Annotated in this window: 20 protein-coding genes, 1 tRNA gene and 1 pseudogene; 14 read left to right on the top strand and 8 right to left on the bottom strand. The window is 32.8% G+C overall.

The window, feature by feature from the left end:
- The first annotated feature begins 20 nt into the window (after positions 1 to 20).
- The 3 genes from AC5LW9_RS08855 (at position 21) to AC5LW9_RS08845 (ending at position 2,478) form a co-directional block, all read left to right on the top strand.
- Entirely contained in the window at positions 21 to 812 is a 792-nt protein-coding gene (locus AC5LW9_RS08855; protein WP_493455690.1) for a Vgb family protein, read from the top strand.
- A gap of 233 nt (positions 813 to 1,045) precedes the next feature.
- Entirely contained in the window at positions 1,046 to 1,216 is a 171-nt protein-coding gene (locus AC5LW9_RS08850; RefSeq protein WP_493455689.1) for a hypothetical protein, read from the top strand.
- An 839-nt stretch (positions 1,217 to 2,055) separates the two neighbouring features.
- Entirely contained in the window at positions 2,056 to 2,478 is a 423-nt protein-coding gene (locus AC5LW9_RS08845) for a hypothetical protein (RefSeq protein WP_493455688.1), read from the top strand.
- A 756-nt stretch (positions 2,479 to 3,234) separates the two neighbouring features.
- Here AC5LW9_RS08845 and AC5LW9_RS08840 read toward each other — a convergent pair.
- Complete coding sequence (locus AC5LW9_RS08840) at positions 3,235 to 3,816, bottom strand: IMPACT family protein (RefSeq protein WP_198228960.1); 582 nt, start codon at positions 3,814 to 3,816, stop codon at positions 3,235 to 3,237.
- A 60-nt stretch (positions 3,817 to 3,876) separates the two neighbouring features.
- Here AC5LW9_RS08840 and nfi point away from each other — a divergent pair, with 60 nt between their 5' ends.
- Both nfi and AC5LW9_RS08830 read left to right on the top strand, forming a co-directional pair.
- A complete protein-coding gene (gene nfi / locus AC5LW9_RS08835) occupies positions 3,877 to 4,542 on the top strand; it encodes a deoxyribonuclease V (RefSeq protein WP_198228991.1) in 666 nt (221 codons plus the stop codon).
- Positions 4,532 to 5,281, top strand: coding sequence for a tRNA1(Val) (adenine(37)-N6)-methyltransferase (locus AC5LW9_RS08830; protein ID WP_198228961.1), 750 nt, complete (start codon positions 4,532 to 4,534; stop codon positions 5,279 to 5,281). The genes nfi and AC5LW9_RS08830 overlap by 11 nt, the downstream gene beginning before the upstream one ends.
- Positions 5,282 to 5,295: 14 nt before the next feature.
- Here the strand turns inward: AC5LW9_RS08830 and AC5LW9_RS08825 are convergent, their stop codons facing one another.
- The 3 genes from AC5LW9_RS08825 to apt all read right to left on the bottom strand — a co-directional run bounded on the left by AC5LW9_RS08825 (position 5,296) and on the right by apt (position 8,320).
- The gene (locus AC5LW9_RS08825; RefSeq protein WP_493455687.1) at positions 5,296 to 6,705 is read right to left on the bottom strand and encodes a basic amino acid/polyamine antiporter; all 1,410 of its coding nucleotides are present in this window, start codon (positions 6,703 to 6,705) and stop codon (positions 5,296 to 5,298) included.
- A gap of 44 nt (positions 6,706 to 6,749) precedes the next feature.
- Positions 6,750 to 7,520 carry a dimethylargininase gene (gene ddaH / locus AC5LW9_RS08820; protein ID WP_411638306.1) on the bottom strand — a complete coding sequence of 257 codons (771 nt, stop codon included), beginning with the start codon at positions 7,518 to 7,520 and terminating at the stop codon, positions 6,750 to 6,752.
- A gap of 248 nt (positions 7,521 to 7,768) precedes the next feature.
- Positions 7,769 to 8,320, bottom strand: coding sequence for an adenine phosphoribosyltransferase (gene apt, locus AC5LW9_RS08815; RefSeq protein ID WP_493455686.1), 552 nt, complete (start codon positions 8,318 to 8,320; stop codon positions 7,769 to 7,771).
- A gap of 256 nt (positions 8,321 to 8,576) precedes the next feature.
- Between apt and AC5LW9_RS08810 the strand changes: the two are divergent.
- Positions 8,577 to 8,981: pseudogene (locus AC5LW9_RS08810) on the top strand (response regulator transcription factor); the annotation flags it as partial.
- A gap of 41 nt (positions 8,982 to 9,022) precedes the next feature.
- Here AC5LW9_RS08810 and AC5LW9_RS08805 read toward each other — a convergent pair.
- Positions 9,023 to 10,090, bottom strand: a complete 1,068-nt coding sequence (locus AC5LW9_RS08805) for a bifunctional transcriptional activator/DNA repair enzyme AdaA (RefSeq protein ID WP_144092772.1) — start codon at positions 10,088 to 10,090, stop codon at positions 9,023 to 9,025.
- Positions 10,091 to 10,385: 295 nt separating this feature from the next.
- Here AC5LW9_RS08805 and AC5LW9_RS08800 point away from each other — a divergent pair, with 295 nt between their 5' ends.
- Positions 10,386 to 11,153 (top strand): transporter substrate-binding domain-containing protein, encoded by a 768-nt coding sequence (locus AC5LW9_RS08800; RefSeq protein ID WP_493455685.1) that lies wholly within the window; start codon positions 10,386 to 10,388, stop codon positions 11,151 to 11,153.
- 157 nt (positions 11,154 to 11,310) lie between these two features.
- Positions 11,311 to 11,958 carry a DUF421 domain-containing protein gene (locus AC5LW9_RS08795; RefSeq protein WP_493455684.1) on the top strand — a complete coding sequence of 216 codons (648 nt, stop codon included), beginning with the start codon at positions 11,311 to 11,313 and terminating at the stop codon, positions 11,956 to 11,958.
- 79 nt (positions 11,959 to 12,037) lie between these two features.
- Here AC5LW9_RS08795 and ispE read toward each other — a convergent pair whose 3' ends face one another.
- Positions 12,038 to 12,877: a 4-(cytidine 5'-diphospho)-2-C-methyl-D-erythritol kinase gene (gene ispE / locus AC5LW9_RS08790; RefSeq protein WP_493455683.1), complete on the bottom strand. Its 840-nt coding sequence runs from the start codon at positions 12,875 to 12,877 to the stop codon at positions 12,038 to 12,040.
- Positions 12,878 to 12,889: 12 nt separating this feature from the next.
- Positions 12,890 to 13,507: a lipoprotein insertase outer membrane protein LolB gene (gene lolB / locus AC5LW9_RS08785; RefSeq protein WP_334323592.1), complete on the bottom strand. Its 618-nt coding sequence runs from the start codon at positions 13,505 to 13,507 to the stop codon at positions 12,890 to 12,892.
- A 172-nt stretch (positions 13,508 to 13,679) separates the two neighbouring features.
- Here lolB and hemA point away from each other — a divergent pair, with 172 nt between their 5' ends.
- The 3 genes from hemA (at position 13,680) to AC5LW9_RS08770 (ending at position 15,610) form a co-directional block, all read left to right on the top strand.
- Positions 13,680 to 14,951, top strand: a complete 1,272-nt coding sequence (hemA, locus tag AC5LW9_RS08780) for a glutamyl-tRNA reductase (RefSeq protein ID WP_493455682.1) — start codon at positions 13,680 to 13,682, stop codon at positions 14,949 to 14,951.
- A 35-nt stretch (positions 14,952 to 14,986) separates the two neighbouring features.
- A complete protein-coding gene (locus AC5LW9_RS08775; RefSeq protein WP_065736973.1) occupies positions 14,987 to 15,238 on the top strand; it encodes a DUF1289 domain-containing protein in 252 nt (83 codons plus the stop codon).
- A gap of 129 nt (positions 15,239 to 15,367) precedes the next feature.
- Entirely contained in the window at positions 15,368 to 15,610 is a 243-nt protein-coding gene (locus AC5LW9_RS08770) for a zinc ribbon domain-containing protein (RefSeq protein WP_025315648.1), read from the top strand.
- Positions 15,611 to 15,728: 118 nt separating this feature from the next.
- Here the strand turns inward: AC5LW9_RS08770 and AC5LW9_RS08765 are convergent, their stop codons facing one another.
- Positions 15,729 to 16,664: an alpha/beta hydrolase gene (locus AC5LW9_RS08765; RefSeq protein WP_411627942.1), complete on the bottom strand. Its 936-nt coding sequence runs from the start codon at positions 16,662 to 16,664 to the stop codon at positions 15,729 to 15,731.
- A 372-nt stretch (positions 16,665 to 17,036) separates the two neighbouring features.
- Here AC5LW9_RS08765 and AC5LW9_RS08760 point away from each other — a divergent pair.
- The 3 genes from AC5LW9_RS08760 (at position 17,037) to AC5LW9_RS08750 (ending at position 19,993) form a co-directional block, all read left to right on the top strand.
- Positions 17,037 to 17,123, top strand: a tRNA-Leu gene (locus tag AC5LW9_RS08760).
- Between the two features lie 182 nt (positions 17,124 to 17,305).
- Complete coding sequence (locus AC5LW9_RS08755; RefSeq protein ID WP_493455681.1) at positions 17,306 to 17,554, top strand: integrase arm-type DNA-binding domain-containing protein; 249 nt, start codon at positions 17,306 to 17,308, stop codon at positions 17,552 to 17,554.
- A gap of 729 nt (positions 17,555 to 18,283) precedes the next feature.
- Positions 18,284 to 19,993, top strand: a complete 1,710-nt coding sequence (locus AC5LW9_RS08750; protein ID WP_493455680.1) for a DNA/RNA non-specific endonuclease — start codon at positions 18,284 to 18,286, stop codon at positions 19,991 to 19,993.
- Position 19,994 lies beyond the last annotated feature (1 nt).

Raw genomic sequence — 19,994 nt, 5'->3', positions numbered from 1 at the left:
AATTATTAAGGAAACTCGTTATGAAAAAAAGATTATCACATTTCTTTCTATTTATGTTTTGCTTCTTTTTTGCAGGATTTAGTATGGCAACTTCAACAAAATTAGCTTCGGGCTTTAATGCCCCAACAGGAATCGCTTTTGATAGCTCAGGCGTGATGTATGTGACCAATTGGTCTGGTAGTTCAATTGTAAAAGTTAAAGAGAATGGTGAACATGAGACCTTTTATAGAGGTATCTCTTCTCCTTCAGGAATAGTCATTGATAAACAAGATAATGTATATGTTTCATCTTATAGTGGTGATTATATTTTAAAAATTACGCCGAACGGTCAATCACAAAAAATATCAGACGGCTATCATACGCCTACCGGTATCGCTTTTTCTAATGATGGTCGACTATTAGTCACTAATCGTTCAACTGGTGAAATTGTATCACTTGATTTAGACACGAAACAAAAGACTATCGTAGCACGAGGATTGACTACTCCAGTTGGTGTTACTCAACTTGCTGATAATAGCTTAGTTGTATCTCAATATAGCGGTCGTTTAACCATGATCGAACCTAACGGTAATAAAACTGAATTAGGTGATCAATTCACTCGTCCAGGAGTTGGTATTGCAACAATTTCGTCAAATGTTGTGGCGGTCATTGATAATGGTGCTGGAATGTTGCGACAAATTGATGTAAAAACGAAAAAGGTAACAAATTTAGCTTCATCTTTATCGGGAGCAGTTGCATTAGCATATTATAAAAACAATTACTATGTTGGAACTTGGGGGGATGGTTCAGTATACATGGTAGATAGTAATTAAGATCTGATAAGTAATCATAATTACTTTAGCTAGTTGGTAGAAGTAAAGTTTTATATAAAGATACGAAGATAAAACTTATGAGTATAGGATGTTCAGGTTTAAAATTGTAGATATAATTAGTTCATTTCTATTAAATTTTAAATAAAATAATAAGGTTAGGTTAATTTTCAATTAATCATTGTGTTTTATAATATTGATGCAAGCCATATACAAAACAATATATAGGAATATCAATGAAAAAAAGAATTAATAAACCTTATTATGTTCTTGCTCCTAATGAAGCTCATTTTCTATTTAAACGCAGCTTTATATTTGATTCACAACAGGCGATATTTGTAAAAATTCTAGGTACAATTCATCGCCTGCATTTCCTTAAATATGCTTTTATGGTATTAGTTGGTTAGGTCGTTGCTTTTATATTGGTATGTTTTCTTTTGCACCGTTTTTCACTTTAAATAACCAGTTAACACAGCTTATTAATTTAATCCCATTAGTAGGTATAGTTGTTATAATCTATCTTATTAGGCATTACGTACAAATCTATTTCGAAATATAATCAATTAAAAAACTTTACAAAGAAGTTACATGGGCAGTTGAATGTTATTGTGTTTTTTTGAATAAGGTATTTGTATAAAATCAATAGACATGGACGGTGTATTTTATTAGGATGATTTTATGGCTATAGGATGCAGTAAAGATGCTTTAGTTTTCTATTTTTGTCCTGCAAGTACAAAAAAGTGGAAAATTTTTCAAACAATACTATCCTCGTTTAGACAATGTTTACATTTTTATTGATAGTGATGAGAAAATACTAGAACTCATAAAATTAGTCGATGAACAAGTTGGCGATCTAGTTGCTTGTATATAATGATCTAAAAAAGGTAAATTTTTATTTCTAGGTTCTAATTTTATTATTTAAACTTATTTGTTTAATTATATTGTTTTGGTACAAAAGGGATGATAATTTGCACTATTAATATATCACTTAATTTTAGTAGGAACAGCAATTATTATAAGCTAATGAGCTGTGTGAAATTTAATCAATAACGATGATATTATATAAGAAAAGTTCAAAAAATTATAGAGTTTGGAAATAAAAAAAAGGTCCCTGCAATTAATTGATTTTACATTAGTTAACAAATCTTTCTAAGATAAGTTTGCTAATTTTTTTTAAAATATTATACTTCGCAACATAAGATTGCATTTATAAAAAAGCAATCATTTGTCGGGAGGAAGTAATAAGATGTTAAAGTGCAGTTGGTTTGTAGGAGATCATAATTTAGATTCTTCTTTAAATCCCCAAAAGTGTTTTCAGTCCGTCTCTAATCTTGCATCGGGCTTATCTGAATTAATGTTAGATAAATCTTTCTATTGCAAGATTTTGTTGATCAGTGCAAGTATTTTTGTAGTGCTAAGTATTAATGATGTAACTGCATTAAATGTCAGGACAGCAAATGTAATTCAAGCTAATCCGACGTACTTAATTAATACTGAAGAAGTTGAAACGCAATCAGGTTCAATTCTATCTGATGAAGGCGTAAATGCAGAGAATAATGATGAGTCAAATACAGTTGGTGAACTTGAAGATGAATCTGAATCAGATGAGCAAATGATTGAGGCAACGCCTATATCAGGTAAAAACCACTTAATTAAATCCATACACTAAACAGTTATTGTATTAATATGCTGGTGCTAAGTTCAGTATGTTAGTTGATACTTAAGTAAAAAGGAAAATGATACCATTGAAAGGCGTATAAGGAAACCATGATGAAGATTGAAATACATTTTAAATATTATTTAAATCAATGATAGGTCTATCTTACTGTCAATTCAAAACCTAATATGATCTACTTAATACTAGTGTTTTTTTATATTAGTGGAGCTTACCATATGGCCATTCAATAATGGATTAGTTAATACTAATATAAAATTTTATGGTTTGAAAGAAATACCTGCCTTGTCTAGATAACATATTGTATTTCAATAATTTGTTTTATGATGAAGTCTAATTTTAAGTAGGATAATAGCAGTGATAGTTGGATACCAACAAAATCAATTATGCATCTTGCAACAGTAATCATTTTATATTTGGCTGAATAGTTATTTTAAATTCAATAATGAATCTCATTTCAATGACCAAAATTTATTGTTACACAATTTAAATATCCATGTAACCACATTATTGTTCGAAATTAGTATCGTAAAATCAATTCCAAACAGAGCAATCATCAACCAAATTATCTAAAATAATAAAAAACTGTAATATGCTTGCAACCGCTGTGAAATCAAAGTTGATTATAGCAGGGGTAACGGTCTAATCTCTTTGGGCATCAATTAAATAATACATTTGTTCAATATCCCATTTTTTACTAAAACGTATAGTTAACCTGAAACTTTTTCACAGTATAATCGGGCATAAAATTTATAAGGTTATATTGACTCTGCCACGGGTAATATCACTGATATTTTTTTGTAATATCACTGAATTATCTTTAGTAATAGCTACGCTTACTTTTACTCCTTCAGCATCAAATTCTTGATTTTCAATAATCGCATCAAGTTCTTTAAGGCGATTTTCGATAATAGGCCATTCGTTATAGTAACAATGAAATTGCAAAGTAATGCGTGCTATAAGTTCAATCAATGTCGCTTGTTGAAGGCAGTGACTTGCAGAACCACCATATGCACGAATTAACCCCCCAGTGCCTAATTTTATACCACCAAAGTAACGAGTAACGACAACTACAACTTGATCGCAATCTTGCCCTTCAATCGCTGACAAAATAGGGCGTCCCGCTGTACTGGTCGGTTCGCCATCATCATTAAAACGGTATTGCTGTCCAATCTTCCATGCCCAGCAATTATGAGTGGCATTAGGATCATTGATTGAGTCAATGAATTGAGCAGCTTGTTCGGCCGAGGTTACTGGCGCCGCATTGACAATAAAACGACTTTTTTTGATTTCTTCGGTGAGTTGGGTGGGAATTGCTAATGTATATGGCATTCGTATTCTGGTAAAATTGTTTCATAACTGATAATGATACTGATCATAATTAAAATGTCTATTAATTTACAACAATTAAAACAAACCCAGTTATCGTTGGCTAATCAAGTGAGATTGTCCGATGACTTTAACGAACCAATCAATTTTATTGGTGGTACTGATGTGGGATTTGAAGATGATGGTAATATTACTCGAGCAGCGATAGTCGTGCTAAGTTATCCTGAATTTTCTGTTGTTGAATATCATATAGCTCGTTTAAAAACAGAGTTTCCTTATATTCCTGGCTATTTATCCTTTCGGGAATATCCTGCTTTATTGGCAGCATGGCAACCAATAAAGCAAAAACCAGATTTGCTATTGGTCGATGGTCAAGGTTTTGCCCATCCTAGACGTTTAGGAATTGCCAGTCATCTTGGTTTATTGTTGGACATGCCAACCATTGGAGTGGCTAAAAAACGATTATGTGGGCAATATGAAACATTACCAAAACAAGCAGGCAATGTAACTGCTTTGTTAGATAAACAACAGCAGATAGGTTGGGTATTGCAAAGTAAAAATAATTGTAATCCTTTATTTATTTCAGCAGGACATCGTGTCAGTCAAGAGAGTGCATTAAAGTGGGTGAACCTGTGTTTAAGAGGTTATCGTTTACCTGAGCCAACTCGTTGGGCAGATGCGATTGCGTCGAATAAACCTCTATTTAAGAAGTTATTAAATGAAAAATAGTCATCAAGAGCCTTTAAAAAAAGGCGGTTTTACGTTTAAACGTTTTTTTGTTGCGCATGATAAAAGTCCTATGCAGGTAACAACGGATAGTTGTTTACTTGGAGCTTGGGCTCCAATTGACCATCATCCGCAAAAAATCCTTGATATTGGTACAGGATGTGGAGTGATAGCATTAATGTTGGCTCAACGTTTGGCTCATGACCCTTGCCAAATTGATGCTATTGATATTAATGCGGATGCTATAAAGCAGTGTCAAGAAAATAGTATGCACGCAGGTTTGTCATCGGTCAGGGCTCAACAAGCAGATATTAATAAATTTGGTCTTAATCTGGCAGCATGTTATGACCTAATTGTAACAAATCCGCCTTATTTTGAACCAGCAGTTGACTGTCGCAATAGCCAACGACAACTTGCTCGTTATACTGAAAGTTTGAATTTTGAACAGCTTATAAACTCAGTTAAACGCTTGTTAAAACCAGGTGGTCTGTTTTGTTTGGTTCTCCCTTTTCATATGGCTGATCAGTTTATTTGTCTGTGTAAGGCAAATCAGCTTTTTTTACAGCAAGAGTTGTATGTCAAATATAATGCCAATAAAAACTTTTCATTGTCCTTATTGGCTTTTTCTTTAATTAATAGTGGTCAAGTGCTCAGTGAGCAACTTTGTATGCGTGATGATGATGGACGTTATTCATCAGCATTCAGACAATTATTGAATGATTTTTATCTATTTCGAAAATAATTCTCTATTATGAGTTAATTAGGTAGCACATAAAAATAGATTATGGCAGTAATTGCTAAAATAATTATGGTGATAGCATAGATTTTATCGTGTAGAAAGCTGAAAGCAGGTAGTGCTCTTTGCTTTCTAGCGTATAAATAAAATACCAATCCAATGCCATATAAAATCATGGATAGTAATAGATAAGACACTCCACCTGCATAAATCAGCCATACCCCATAAATTGAACCCGTTGAGCCTAAAAAGATTAAGTAAGCTTTACCACGATTTATCGCCAATTTAAGTACAAAAAGGGCTGATAGCAGATAGGGAATAAGCACCATGGACGTGGATAATTGAATCAGCGTGTTATAGCCAGATTGATAAAAGTGAGCAAGGATGATGAGTATACTGATCAAAGTAGAAGTTAAATATAATGCATTGGCAGGGGTTCCTTTCTTGTTCAGTTTGCCAAAACAGCTCGGTACGGTGTGATCGTCACCTTGTCCACTTAGAAACAGCATTTCTGCAGCAAGTAGTAGCCATGATAATAGTCCGCCACTCACGGATACAATAAGTCCGATGTTAATGAAAGTGGCTCCCCAACTACCTACAACATGCTCAATGACCAGAGCCATTGAAGGATTTTTCATTTCTGCTAATTCCTGTTGAGGAACAATGCCTAAAGATAATACCGATACGCAAATGAGTAATAAACTGGTGATAGCAAAGCCAAAAAAGGTCGCTCGACTAATGCTTAAGATACTCTTGGCGCGTGATGCATAAACTGTCGCACTTTCAATGCCTAAATAGACCCAAACCGTATAAAGCATAGTGTGCTTTATTTGATCCACAATTGAGCCTAATTGTGGGGTTCCCCAAAAGTCTGTTTTAAAGGTATCCACTTTGAACGCTAAAATGATGCAGACAATAAATAATCCAATCGGTACAATTTTAGCTAACGTAACTAAGCAATTTAATAAAAATGCATGATAGATACCTTTTAATACAAACGAATTGACAATCCATAAGAAAATAAGAGCACCGATAACTGCTGGCAACGTGGTACCATTGCCAAAATAGCTGAAACAATCAAACGAGCCAAGAGCACTAAACAAGATAACCAAATAACTTGTGCATGACATCCATGCAGAGATCCAATACCCCCATGCTGCATTAAAGCCAATATAATCACCAAATCCTGCTCGTACATATCCATATAATCCATCATTGATTTTATAAAAACGGATCGATAAATACTGAAAGATTCTTGTTAGCATTAGCATGCCAAATAAGGTGATAACCCATGCAATTAATATTGTTCCTGCACCGGCTCCTTCAGCCATATTTTGTGGTAGGCTAAAAATACCACTCCCTACAATACTTCCCACCACCATTAAAGTGAGAGGAAGTATACCAAGCTTTTTTCTTACTGGTGTATTCATAGTAATTTCTTATTTAATTATTTATATAATAAATTTTTTTTTAATTAAAATCTCAATGACATACAACTTACACCGCCGTCGATTTTACGGTATTCCGATGTATCAACTTCAATCACTTGATAACCCAGCGCTTCGATTTTTGCTTTGGTAATTGGATAGCCTGCAGGCATAATGACTCGTTCATTCACCCAAATGCAGTTAGCGGCATAGCTTTCATGCTCAGGAATTTCAATAATATTAAGGTGTTGAAACTCAGGTTTCGTAATAAATTCACCTGCTGCTAACAAATTGTCATGTTCTAAATAGGCAAGACCCGTTTTTAAATGTAGTACTTTTTCTAAAGTAACCACAGATCCTGATAATCCATATTTTTCTAATATAGCAATCATTTGATCTGCACCCGATTGATTGGTTCGCGCTGATAAACCAATATAATAATGATTACCAACCATCATTATATCTCCCGCTTCAACTGTACCAGGTGCGGTAATTCTTTCAACTTTATTGGGGTAAAATCTTTCAATAGTTTCGCTGATAATTTCGGTTTCGCCACGACGGCTCTCGGCACCAGGTCTAGTAATGATAGCGCAATGAGGGGTACACAAAACTGGATCTTCAACAAATACAGAATCTGGAAAACGTTCATCAGCCGGTAAAATAGTGATATCAACATCACATTGTTGCAAAGCTCGAATATAGTTATTGTGTTGATCTAACGCTTTTTGATAATCGGGTTTACCCAAGTTAGCCGATGTTAAACCATCGATAAGTGATTTGGCTGGTGTTCTTGCAATAATATGATTAAATTTTTTCATTCGTTTTAAATCCTTTTTTAATTAAATAATTATGCTTTATTTTTGAATAATAATTCACAATAATAACTTTATCAAGAGTTAATTTGACTTTTTATGCAATTTCTGTGTTTTTTTATTCAAGTGGGAAATCTGATTGGTGGATAAAACTTAAATGAAAGAAAAATAGAAGCTGATTATTTTTTATAAAAAAGGGTAATAAACATTACCCTTAAAATTTGTTTTTTTAGCTGTTATAAAGGCTTTATAGGTTATTCTCCGTTAAAATCGACCAATGTATAACAGTTAATCCCCATGTTGGTTAACTTAGTTTTACCATGTAAATCTGGTAAGTTAATAACAAATGCTGCATCTTCAGCTATTCCTCCCGCTTTTTGAATTAATTTAGCGGTTGCGGCAACGGTCCCACCTGTCGCAAGTAGATCATCAATGATTAGCACTCGTTCATTAGGTTTTATTGCATCGCAATGCATTTCTAATGTATCGGTACCATATTCAAGTTGATATTCTTCTTTAAACACATTACGGGGTAACTTATTGGGTTTTCTTACCGGTACAAAACCCACACCTAATGCTAAGGCTAAAGGTGCTGCAAAAATAAAACCACGGGCTTCTGTTCCAACAACTTTATCAATATTTTTATCTTTATAATGATCAATTAAAAGATCGACAGAAGTTCTAAAAGCGATAGGGTCTTCAAGTAAACTGGTGATATCTCGAAACAATATCCCTTGTTTTGGATAATCGGGGATAGTAATAATGCTATTTTTAATAAGTTCAAGTTTTTCTTGCAATTGAGTCATATCAAATATTCTCTAACTATTTTCTTTAAGAGCGACTAATTTTTTATTATATACCCATGCTCTTTACAGTGGCAATAAACAAACAGTTAACACACCGTAAAATAGTGAGATAGGCGAGTTTGAATGCGATTACTGATATCCATTTGTGCATCGTTTAATTGGATTTTTACAACTAAATACATTATTTAGACAATAAATTTTGCAAATGATTAATAATTGAATAAACTTTATATGGAAGGAGAATTCAATGTAATCAGGTGCTGATGATTATATGAATAAACCTTTTGGAATTCATGAATTAAGAGTAAGAATTAAAGCCATTGCAAGACGTTATTTGAAAGCAAAAAATCCAAATCTCACTCAAGGTGATTATTTTGAATTTGGTGATTTAAAAATTTATCCTACTGAATTATATGCAAAACGAAATGACCAAATTATCGAGTTAACATTAAGAGAAATTAAAATATTGGAATGTTTATATCAACATAAAAATCAGGTTGTTACTCGTGATATGCTTTTCGATTATGCATGGGGATATGATTTTTTACCGAGCAGTCGGACGCTTGACCAACATATTTCAAAACTGAGAAAACAAATAGAACTTAAGCCAACAATACCTATTTTAATCAAAACTATTCATGGCATTGGTTATAGGCATTAGATCGTTCAAGTGATTGGGTTAAATATTTTCAATTTTTTGTTTTACTCAGTTTGATTTTGTGAGTGTGATTTTTCATGTTCTATTAACCATTTTTTTCTTTCTAATCCTCCTCCATAGCCAATAAGTTCACCACTAGATCCGATTACTCGATGGCATGGAATGATGATTGCTACACGATTATTACCATTGGCGTTGGCTACTGCTCGAATTGCCAATGGATTATTTATTCTTTGTGCTTGCCGTTTGTAAGTTGTCAGTTCACCATAGGGAATTTCTTTTAAACATTCCCAAACGGTTTGTTGGAAAGGCGTTCCAGGTGTATGTAATGCCACAGTGAAATGAGTTCTGATCCCTTGAAAATATTCGGAAATCTCAATTTTGGCTTGTTTTATGTGTTCGTTTTCTCCAAAAATAATCTTCATGTTAAGTTGGGTTTGTAATTGTTTGAATTCGGTTTCAAGCATTCGTCTATCAACAAATTCTAATAAACAAATACCTTGCTTGGTTGCACAAATAAACATTGGGCCTAACGGAGTAGTTAAGCGATCAATTAAAATAACGTCATATTGTCGATTGGTTGAGGGTGATTTTTTCATGATTTTTTTATAGGTATAACCAAAACCGCTTAAAGAATTATAGCCTGTATCAAATGCGGTATTGATGATATTTTTTCCCGATTTAATTTCCTGAAAAGCATTGTTAATTCGAAACATTCGCTGATAGGCATGAAACGTTATTCCATAATGTTTTTTGAACCATCGACGAATAATTTCTGGGCTTAAGTTATTCAATCTCAATTCATAATCCGTTATTTTTGTTTTAGGCTCTTTATTCATTAATTCAATGGCTTTGATTACCTCTTCCGGTGCTTGATTTGAATTTTCAGTGGGTTTACATATTTTGCAAGGTCGATATCCCTCATCAAGGGCTGACTTAAAAGTTGAGAAAAATTCGACATTTTCATATTTTGGTTTTCTTGCTCGGCATGTAGCAATACAAAAAATAGATGTCGTTTTAACACCTACATAGAAAATTCCTACGTAACTTTGATTTCGGTCAAGTAAGGCTCGGTAATAAACTTCTGTTTGTTTAGTATCGGTAATTAGCATCGAATGTTTCTTTTAGATTAATTGATTTTCATTAGGTTGTAAGCTTATTAAAAAAGCTATTTTCTTGGCAACCGAAAAATTGACAACTATTTTCAAACATAATTATTTGATAAAAATTTCAGATATTTGATCAAAAATAATTGCCAAACGAATGAATATCCAATCTAATACTCACGCTTAATAAAAGTAAAATTTTATGAATAATGATCAGTTCAGATAAATGATTTATCTGATTTTTTTATTATAATTTATTAATAATAATTGCAAAATTTCAGAAATGAAAAGGAATAAAAAAATGAAAAAAGCGTCTGCTATTATGGCATTACTATTATTTTCAGGACTTGCACAAGCAAGAACCTATGATGAAATTGTCAATTCAGGATTTTTAAAAGTTGGTGTCCCCGCTGATTATGCACCATTGGCTTTTTATAATACCCAAGAAAAATTGGTCGGTTTTGATATTGATATGGCAAAAGATTTCGCAAAACAATTAAATGTGATGCCGGTATTTTATATCACTAGTTGGCCAACCTTATCACAAGATTTAGCGGATGATAATTACGATATTGCTATGGGTGGTGTAACTTATACAAAGGATCGTGCAGAAAAATTCTTACTTTCTGATGAAATAGTACCGAATGGTAAAGTTGCGTTAGCTGCATGCCATGTCGCATCCAATTTATCAAGTCTAGACAAAATTGATCAACCTGATGTTAAGGTGGTCGTTAATCCTGGTGGCACAAATGAAAGCTTTGTCAATGGTAATATTCATAAGGCCCAAGTGATTCGCGTAGAAAATAATTTTGATAATATTCAAGCTTTACGTGATAAAACAGCCGACACTATGGTAACGGATCTTATTGAAGGTCAGTATTATCAATATAAAGAGCCAAATGTTTTATGTTTAGCAACTGACACCCCATTTAAAGGTACAGAAAGCTATAAAGCTTATATGGTTCAATCAGGCAACCAAAAACTTTTGGATGCAATTAATAGTTGGCTTCCTAATTCAAATAAGCAGCAATTAGCGTTAAAATGGGGCGTAAAAACTCAATTAAATTAGTTCGCTAGTTACCTATTAAATATGGCGGTTAACACTGCCATTATTATCCTAAATAATATCTGTTTTAGTCCTATTTTTGTTGGTTACCAATAGATCCATTAGGTCATTATCTCTCTTCTAAATAATGTATATTAATCTTTTTTGGAGTAATACTAAAATGAATTACTATGATTTTTTAGTCGTTGCATTAAAGTTGTTGGTTGTATTCATCTGTATTATCTTATTTTTAAAAATTACTGGTAAGACCTCACTATCCCAAATGTCGAGTATTGATTTTATTGGTAATATGATTTTAGGTGGAATTGCGGGAGGTATTATCTATAATCCAAAGTTAACCGTTTTTGATTTTTTGGTTGTGTTAATAATGTGGACAGCCATTATGTATACTTCCAACTATTTAAAGAAAAGAAGTCAAAATGCCAAAGCATTCATTGTTGGTAATCCGATTATTTTAATGGAAAAGGGTAAAATTAAACTAGATGCCTTTACCAGTGTTAACTTGGATTTTTCCAGTTTTGCTGTACTACTTAGAATGAAGAATATTTTTACTATTCATACTGTTGATAAAGCCATTTTGGAGCCGAATGGTCAATTAACTGTGGTTAAAAAAGGTGATAAAGACATATCCGTCCTTGTATTAGAAAATGAAAGTCCTAATGAAGATGGGTTAAAATCGATTGGCAAAGATGAAGATTGGCTAAAATCTAAATTAGCTGAGCAGGGTTACGCTAATTATGATGGATTATATTGTGTTGAATACTATGATGATCGTCTTTTTGTCATACCAAGCGAACTTGTTAATTGAGTTTTTTGTTATGGTAAATTTTTAATTAATAAACCTTAACCATTATTTTGGCTAAGGTTTTATAAACAGTTTTACTATTTTAGTTATATAAAGGCGATCGGTTTAATGATTTAACAATAAAGCTTGATACTTGAAAATTATTATTGAGTTTTTGCTGAATTTGTTGCGCTTCTTGTTCCGTTTTACATTGAGTAAAGATACAAGCACCAGTTCCAGTTAATCTGGTTGGGGCAAATTGAGACAGATAAGTAATAACCTTATCAACAATTGGATATCGTTTTCGAACGACATTTTCACAATCATTTTTAAACTGCTCAAAAGGTAAAGCTAATAAATCATCAAGATCTCGGCTTGGTGTATTACGGGTAAGTTCAGGATCATTAAACACTTTAACTGTGGAGATTTCAATGTTAGGGTAGGTGACTAAATACCAATATTGTGGAATATCAACCGTTAATAACTGATCACCAATGCCTTGGGCAAAAGCTGCATGACCATAAATAAAGATAGGCACATCAGCCCCAATTTGCCGTCCTATTTCAATTAATGTTTCCGTTGTTAGATTGAGTTGCCATAATTGATTAAGTGCGACTAATACCGTTGCAGCATTTGATGACGCGCCACCCAGTCCACCGCCCATAGGGATTTTTTTATCAATAGTGATATCTACCCCCAAATCCTGACGATTTGTATAAGATTTTAACCGATTGGCAGCAATAACCATCAAGTTTTTATCTTCAGGTACATTAACAAACTCGGTCAGTAAATGGATCTGGTTATCCTGACGTACTTTAAATGTTACAATGTCACAATAATCAATGAACTGAAATAAGGTTTGTAAATTGTGATAATTGTCAGCACGACGCCCAGTTATATAGAGAAATAAATTTAATTTTGCTGGTGAATACCACTGTTTCATTATGACTTCCTGTTATTGCAAAATCCAGTTACTGATCTTTAAACGAATATTTTCACCATCATGATTTAATTCTATGATTGCAGGTAAATCTATTTTTTGGTTTTTATAGGTATAAGTTGAATAACTAGGAATTTTTAAGTTCCATTTGTTATTGTTTTGCATAAATTCAGTTGATACTAATCTGCCAGAATTGTCTAATTTATCATTAATATTGTTAGAATAACCTTTTAACCAATTATGGAGAGAGTTAAAAGGAATATTAACATTTGATACTTTCTTCATTAAGTTCTCAATATTAGTGTCACTATAACGGTTACCATTTTTATTAATGAGTTCGGCAAAATCAGGCTCCGATTTTAACGTTAATATATTTGTTCCGACCGGAGTAGTTAACTTAACTTCAAAATGGTTAGCGGATTGTTGGGTAATTAAAAATCGCCCGTAGTTACGAGTCTTTTCACTTATTTGAGCAATACTGCCATTAACACGAAAGGTATTTATCTGTTCAAGAGTTTGTTGATGAGTCTTCCATTGTTGTTCAATTGATGCAATATCTTTAGGTTTAGTGATCTGGCAAGCCGTGATAATAAAAGGTAAAACTAGGATAAAAGCATATTTGATTTTAGACATGAATTATCTCTTGTAGTTGAACGTTTGAATTATTTTATTATAACTGATAATACAACAATAAGAAAAAGTAACTGTAAATTAACGTTTGATATTTTTTTATGTATAATGTTATGCCTAGGACGCTTCATAATACAGCTATTGATTAAAATAAAACTCAAGAAGAAACAATGCAATGTCAATTACAATATTAGGTGTTAATCATAAGACGGCTCCATTAGCATTAAGAGAAAAAATTGCTTTCCCTAACGAAACAGTAGATAAAGCACTGTATAGCCTTTACCAACATCCTCTAATTGAGGGATGTGTAATACTATCAACCTGTAATCGAACAGAAATATATCTAAATTATGAACATCAAACAGATTATATTAGATTAAGAGGATTTGTTGAAAATTGGTTAGGTCAGTTTCACAATGTTGATCTTGAGCAATACAAAAACTCCCTTTACTGGTATGAAGGTCAACAAGCTGTTGAACATTTAATGGCTGTAGCAAGTGGTTTGGATTCGATGATTATTGGTGAACCACAGATTTTGGGGCAAGTGAAAGTTGCCTATACAATTGCACAAAAAAATCAGTGTTTGTCAGTGACATTAGAAAAACTCTTTCAAAATATTTTCCATGTAGCAAAACTTGTGCGCAGTCAAACTGATATTGGCTCTAATACGGCTTCAGTTGCTTATGCTGCTTGTCTTGTTGCGCGTAAGTTGTTTACTGACACATCCAAATTAAATGTCATGTTAGTAGGAGCAGGGGAGACAATAGAACTGATTTCTCGTTATTTAAAACCTCATGGGTTTAATCATGTTCTTGTTGCCAATCGTACACGTGATAAAGCATTAAAATTAGCGTCCCTTATTGATGCAGAAATTATTTCACTACCTGATATAGCTCATCGCCTTAAAGAGGTCGATATCGTTATCAGTTCTACTGCAAGCCCATTACCTATTATTGGAAAAGGGATGGTCGAACGCACCTTGCAGGCAAGAAATCATCAACAGATGTTATTTATTGATTTAGCGGTTCCCCGTGATGTAGAACAAGAAATTAACGAACTTGATAATGTACATTTATATACGATTGATGATCTTCAAAAAACGGTTGAAAATAATTTAGAACAACGCGCCATGGCAGCTCAAAAAGCACAATATATTATTCAGGAACAAGCTGAGCAATTTATCGACTGGCTTAAAACCCGTTACGCAATTGACTATGTTAAACAGTATCGCAGTAATGCACAAAGTATTAAACGCGAATTAGAGATCAAAGCGTTAAATGCTATCAAGCAAGGAGCGAATGTTGATGAAGTCTTTGCTGAGTTTTCTCATCGATTAACCAATAAATTAATCCATGCGCCAACCCAAACTTTACTTAATGCAGCAACTCATGATTGTGATGACTGTTTTAAAGTGTTAAGCAAAGGATTAGGTTTGAAAAGTCATTAGTAAGTTTTTGATATGTAAAAAGGAAATAGAACTGCTTGGATCAACTGGAATTTTTTGAAATACCCTCTCCTTGTAAACGCGTTTGTGAAACCGATAAACAAGGTTATTGTATTAAATGCTTTCGTTCTAGGACAGAACGATTTAATTGGTTAAGTTTTTCCGATACTCAAAAGCAAGAAGTGCTTCGCTTATGTAAACAAAGGGCGTTAAGACGTCGTTATCTATTATTGCAACAGCAACAACAAAAGATCCAAGATACAACCTTGCAAAATGAACTCAATTTTTAAATCCTGAGCTTGTTGTTTATTTTACAACTGGATAACTTGTAATCTATAACAACTCGGAGTAGCATTTTTCAAACAAGCAATTATTGCAAATAATGAGTCATCATTGTTAATTAAATCGAGATCTCAGCTATGAAAATGTGTATTGCATGTGGCATGCCAATGACTTCACTTGGTGATTATCCTTTGCATGACATGTCTAAAAATTACTGTAAGCATTGCGCTCATAATGATGGCACAATGAAAACGTTTGATGAGAAATGGCAAGAAGTTGCTCTGCGTTATGCTAATAATCATCATATCGATTATTCAATAGCTAAACATACTGCATATGTAATACTAAAAAAATTACCTGCTTGGAAACGAAAGTGGTAAAAAGTATTTATTTTTACTCTAGAAAATGTTTATTAGATTAAATCTAAGAATATTAGCTAAATAAGCAGAGTTGTCCGCTTATTTAGTAATCTCATATAAAATAAAACTTAAACAAATCTTAATCAATAAATCTAAAATCTTGCAGCCTTTGACTAACAAAGATCAGCATATCATCAAATCCAGAAGTCCAATATGACCAATCATGACCACCATTGCGAGCAATAAAGGTATAGTTAATATTGTTTTTCTTGAAATTCATACTTAATAGTGTATTGCCAATAAGAAAATCATCCTTAGAACCGCAATCAAGATAAAAATAGCCCTCAGACTCCAATTTATTCGATGTAGTATTTAAAATATCATATTTATCATAAAACTTATTATTTACTCTGCTTTCGCCTACAAGGTTTAAACCGAATGCTTTGCCATAGCGTCGATTGTATACATTCATATCCATTGAAATTATATCTTCTTTGGTTCTAAACGCCCCACTTAAGGCTACCGTCGCCTTAAAAAGGCCGGGATATTGTAAACTATAATAAACAGCGCCAAATCCGCCCATTGAAAGTCCACCAATGGCTCTAAATTTGGGTAAATTATTTACCCTGTAGCTTTTTTCAATTTGAGGCATGAATTCTTTGATAAACATATCCTCATAAAGATACTGGCCATCCGCATCATTCATATAATAGGTATTATTTTCAAAAGACCCATTTCTAGTTGCATCAGGCGTAACAACAATCATGGGTGTTATCTTTCCAGAATTGATTAAATTATCCAAATGAGCTTGTAAGTTACCTTGAGTATAAGGATCGGTATGAATACCATCCGCGCCACCATGCAAAAAATAAAAAATAGGGTATGTTCTATTAGAACTATGATAATCTGGAGGCAAATATACCGTATAATGGACATCGTTACCTAATATTTGACTTTTTATCGTTTTACTAGAATCAACAATACCCTGTGATGAAAAACAATTTGTAACATATAAAACGGATAAGACGCTTACTAAAAAGATATTTTTTAAAAAACTACAAAGGTTGTATTTCATAGGATAATTCTCCTTTTTGATTAACAGATTGAGCAATCATATACCGCTGATAATCATTGTTAGGCAATTAAGATTGGATTTTTTGAACTCTGTCACATTATTATCAACCTAGAGCAATTTCTGATGGAATTATAGAATCCGATTGAAGATAATTTATATGGCATAATTAAATATACAAAATCTGTTATTCAAAATATTAATATTGCTATATAGCTATCAGTTATAGCTACATATTTATAATATTAAACCAAAAGGATATAAATGCTGGCAATAGCTGGATTTTTAGGCAAACAAAGCGCTTTATGATAATAATTGTTGCAGATATCACAAAGCTTAGTATAATGCCCACGTTTACTTATTTACACTTCTAATGCCAGTGTGGCGAAATTGGTAGACGCAGCGGATTCAAAATCCGCCGCCCTTAAAAGCGTGTCGGTTCGAGTCCGACCACTGGCACCAAATCAATCAGCACTAACACTCTTTTAAATTCCTTAAAATACATTGAACCTAATAAACATAAAGCATTAACCCTATCTTATTATTCATTAAATATCAGTAAGATAAATTTATAACCCAAATTTTAGTTATATTTTTAGGTATATGAATGCAATATACCCAACAAACATATACCTAAAATTATTATGGCAAGAAAAACTCTACCATTAACTAACACACAAATAAAAGCAGCCAAGCCAACAGATAAGGATAATTCTTCATTTGATGGTGGCGGTATATACCTTTTAATCAGAGCAAATAACTTTGAGATTTGGCGTTTTAAGTGTACGCGCTCGTATACCAAAAAAGAGGCATTACTTAGCTTTGGTCGTTACTTTGAGATTTCACTACAGCAAATTACAGATATTATAGCAATTAATCACTACATCCATTAAATAACAACAATAAATACGAAACAGTTAAGCAAGTTTGCCGACTAATTAATGAAATAATGTATTATGCTGTCAATATGGAAATTATTGATAATGACTTACTGGCTAACATTACCGACCTATTTCATATCTGAAAATCAAAAATCTTTTAGGTTAATTTGTCATTATTTATTTTATTTATAAGTAAATGTTAAATTCAACTGAATGATGATTCCCTCCATGCAGGTTTGATTGTTACTAAAAGGGTAACCAAAAAACCAGACAATTAGGTTAGTGCTGAAATGAATGAGGACGAGTGATTTTTGGAATGTTTCGATATGAACTTTTGCTTTTCCTCTCCTAAACATGAAGATTCCTATTGGTCACTACACAAGAGAAAACCAATATTTATAGGAATTTAAAATCTTTCTACAACAACTATAGACAAAAAGTATTAAAAATCATTTTAATGAAATTTATTTTTAAAAACACACACCGATAAACAACTAACTTTTACTTGGCAAGATTATAGTTTCTTAAGTTCATAAAAGAGCAGTTCAATAAATGATAATAGATGTTAAATTTCTAAAAGCAGTTATTTTCATAATAAAGACAACTAAAATAAATATCATTCAAAGTTTGAAATTTAAAATAAGATAACAATTGATAACTCATGGAATAAATAGTAAATTAAATTTCATTATATTATTTAGATTATCGTTACAGTGTATAAAATAAAAAATTATAGTTATCATGAAATATTATTTATTAATGACCACACGGCAGTGGCAAGAATTACAAAAACAAAAAGAAGATAATTCAATTGTTCGCCCCAGATCTTTTGTATTTAACACTATTATTCAAGATAGTAAGCTAAAACCCGTCCGCTATGATTATAGTAGTAAGATGGATGACATTATTAAATATTGCGTTAAACATCAAGATGAGTGTAAAAACCTATACCCAACCCTTGAAGAGCTTGGTTTATATTATGGTACGAATACCTATAATAAAGATGATAAAAAGTTCTCAGCAGCCCTAAAAGAAGCAATCGAGTCACAGCGGGCTATTTTATTTGAAATACCGATTGAGTATCATTCAGGGATGTTACAACCAGAAAATAATCCTATAAAATCAAATGTTAATAAAGTGCCTCGTAAATTAACCCCAGATGAAGTAAAAGCTTATGAACTTAAAACAAGATATGATAATCAAGATAATTATATTGAATTTACAGTTTATAATTTAGCGAACCAACCTTTTACTATATTCGATAATGCTAGTCAGAAGATGCTGAAGCAAGGGACGTTAGACAGCAGTGGTTACGCTTATGTTAGCTTACCCGTAAACGCCCAATATGTCGATATCGTTTTTGATAAGCAGCAAGACAATCGCCCATGGTATTACGATGTACCATTACAGTTATTAGGAGGGATTCGTGATGCTGCGCAATCTGTATCTGATTTAGCATGGGATTCCTCGACGATTAACCTAACGATGAAATATGGTTTTAACATCGAAACGGAGAATCCTCTTCAATTTGGTAAAGTTCCTGAAGCTGAAACTATATCAGGTGCACTTACTCATGGCATAACCCAGTTTCTAGTCGGTTTTATTCCAGCATCTAAAGCGCTCAAATTTATTAAACCTATATCGAAAATGGGTAAGCTAGGTCAAAGCACGATTGCTGGCGGGGTCGCTGATTTTACGGTTTTTGCACCTCACGAAGAACGGCTATCAAATTTAGTCCAATCGTTCAAAGAACTACAAAATCCGGTTACAGAGTATTTGCAAGCTAATCCTGATGACAGCGCTGCCGAAGGACGTTTAAAAAATGTTTTAGAAGGGTTATTGCTTGGTTCGCTAGTTGAACCTTTTTCCCATTCATTGCGAACATTAAAATACTCAAGAATTAAATGGATGGTGTCGGACGTTAAAACAAAAGCTCACTATAAACTTGAAAGTGTAACTAATGAAACGGTAACTATTAAAACTGAATCAGGTAGCAAAGGCAATTGGAATAAAGAACTTAATAATCCTCAACCTAATAAAATATATATTGTAGATGGTAATAAAAAATATCATACTGACCATTTAGGGAGAGTGGTAAGGGTTGAGGCGACGCTTAAACTTGATAAATTAGACAGAAATACTTACCAACAATTGAAAGCAGGTAAACTAGGTAATGCCGATGATGAAGGTGGTCATTTAATTGCTTCGATATTGAATGGACCTGGCGAAAAGATTAATATGTTGCCAATGAATTCCAACCTTAATCGTAGCTTATGGAAAAAGCTAGAAAATGGATGGGCTAAATCATTGCAAGAAGGTAAAACAGTTAAAGTTAAGATAGAGCCTGTATATCAGGGTACAGATATAAGACCAGAGAGTTTTGACGTATTATATTCTATTGATAATAGGCGTTGGGTAAAGACAGTATTATTAAACCAAGCAGGTGGATAAA

It is taken from the genome of Gilliamella sp. LMG 34360, from assembly GCF_984568995.1.
Note: the sequence above shows the minus strand (reverse complement) of the source record. Positions and strands in the feature narration are given on the sequence as shown.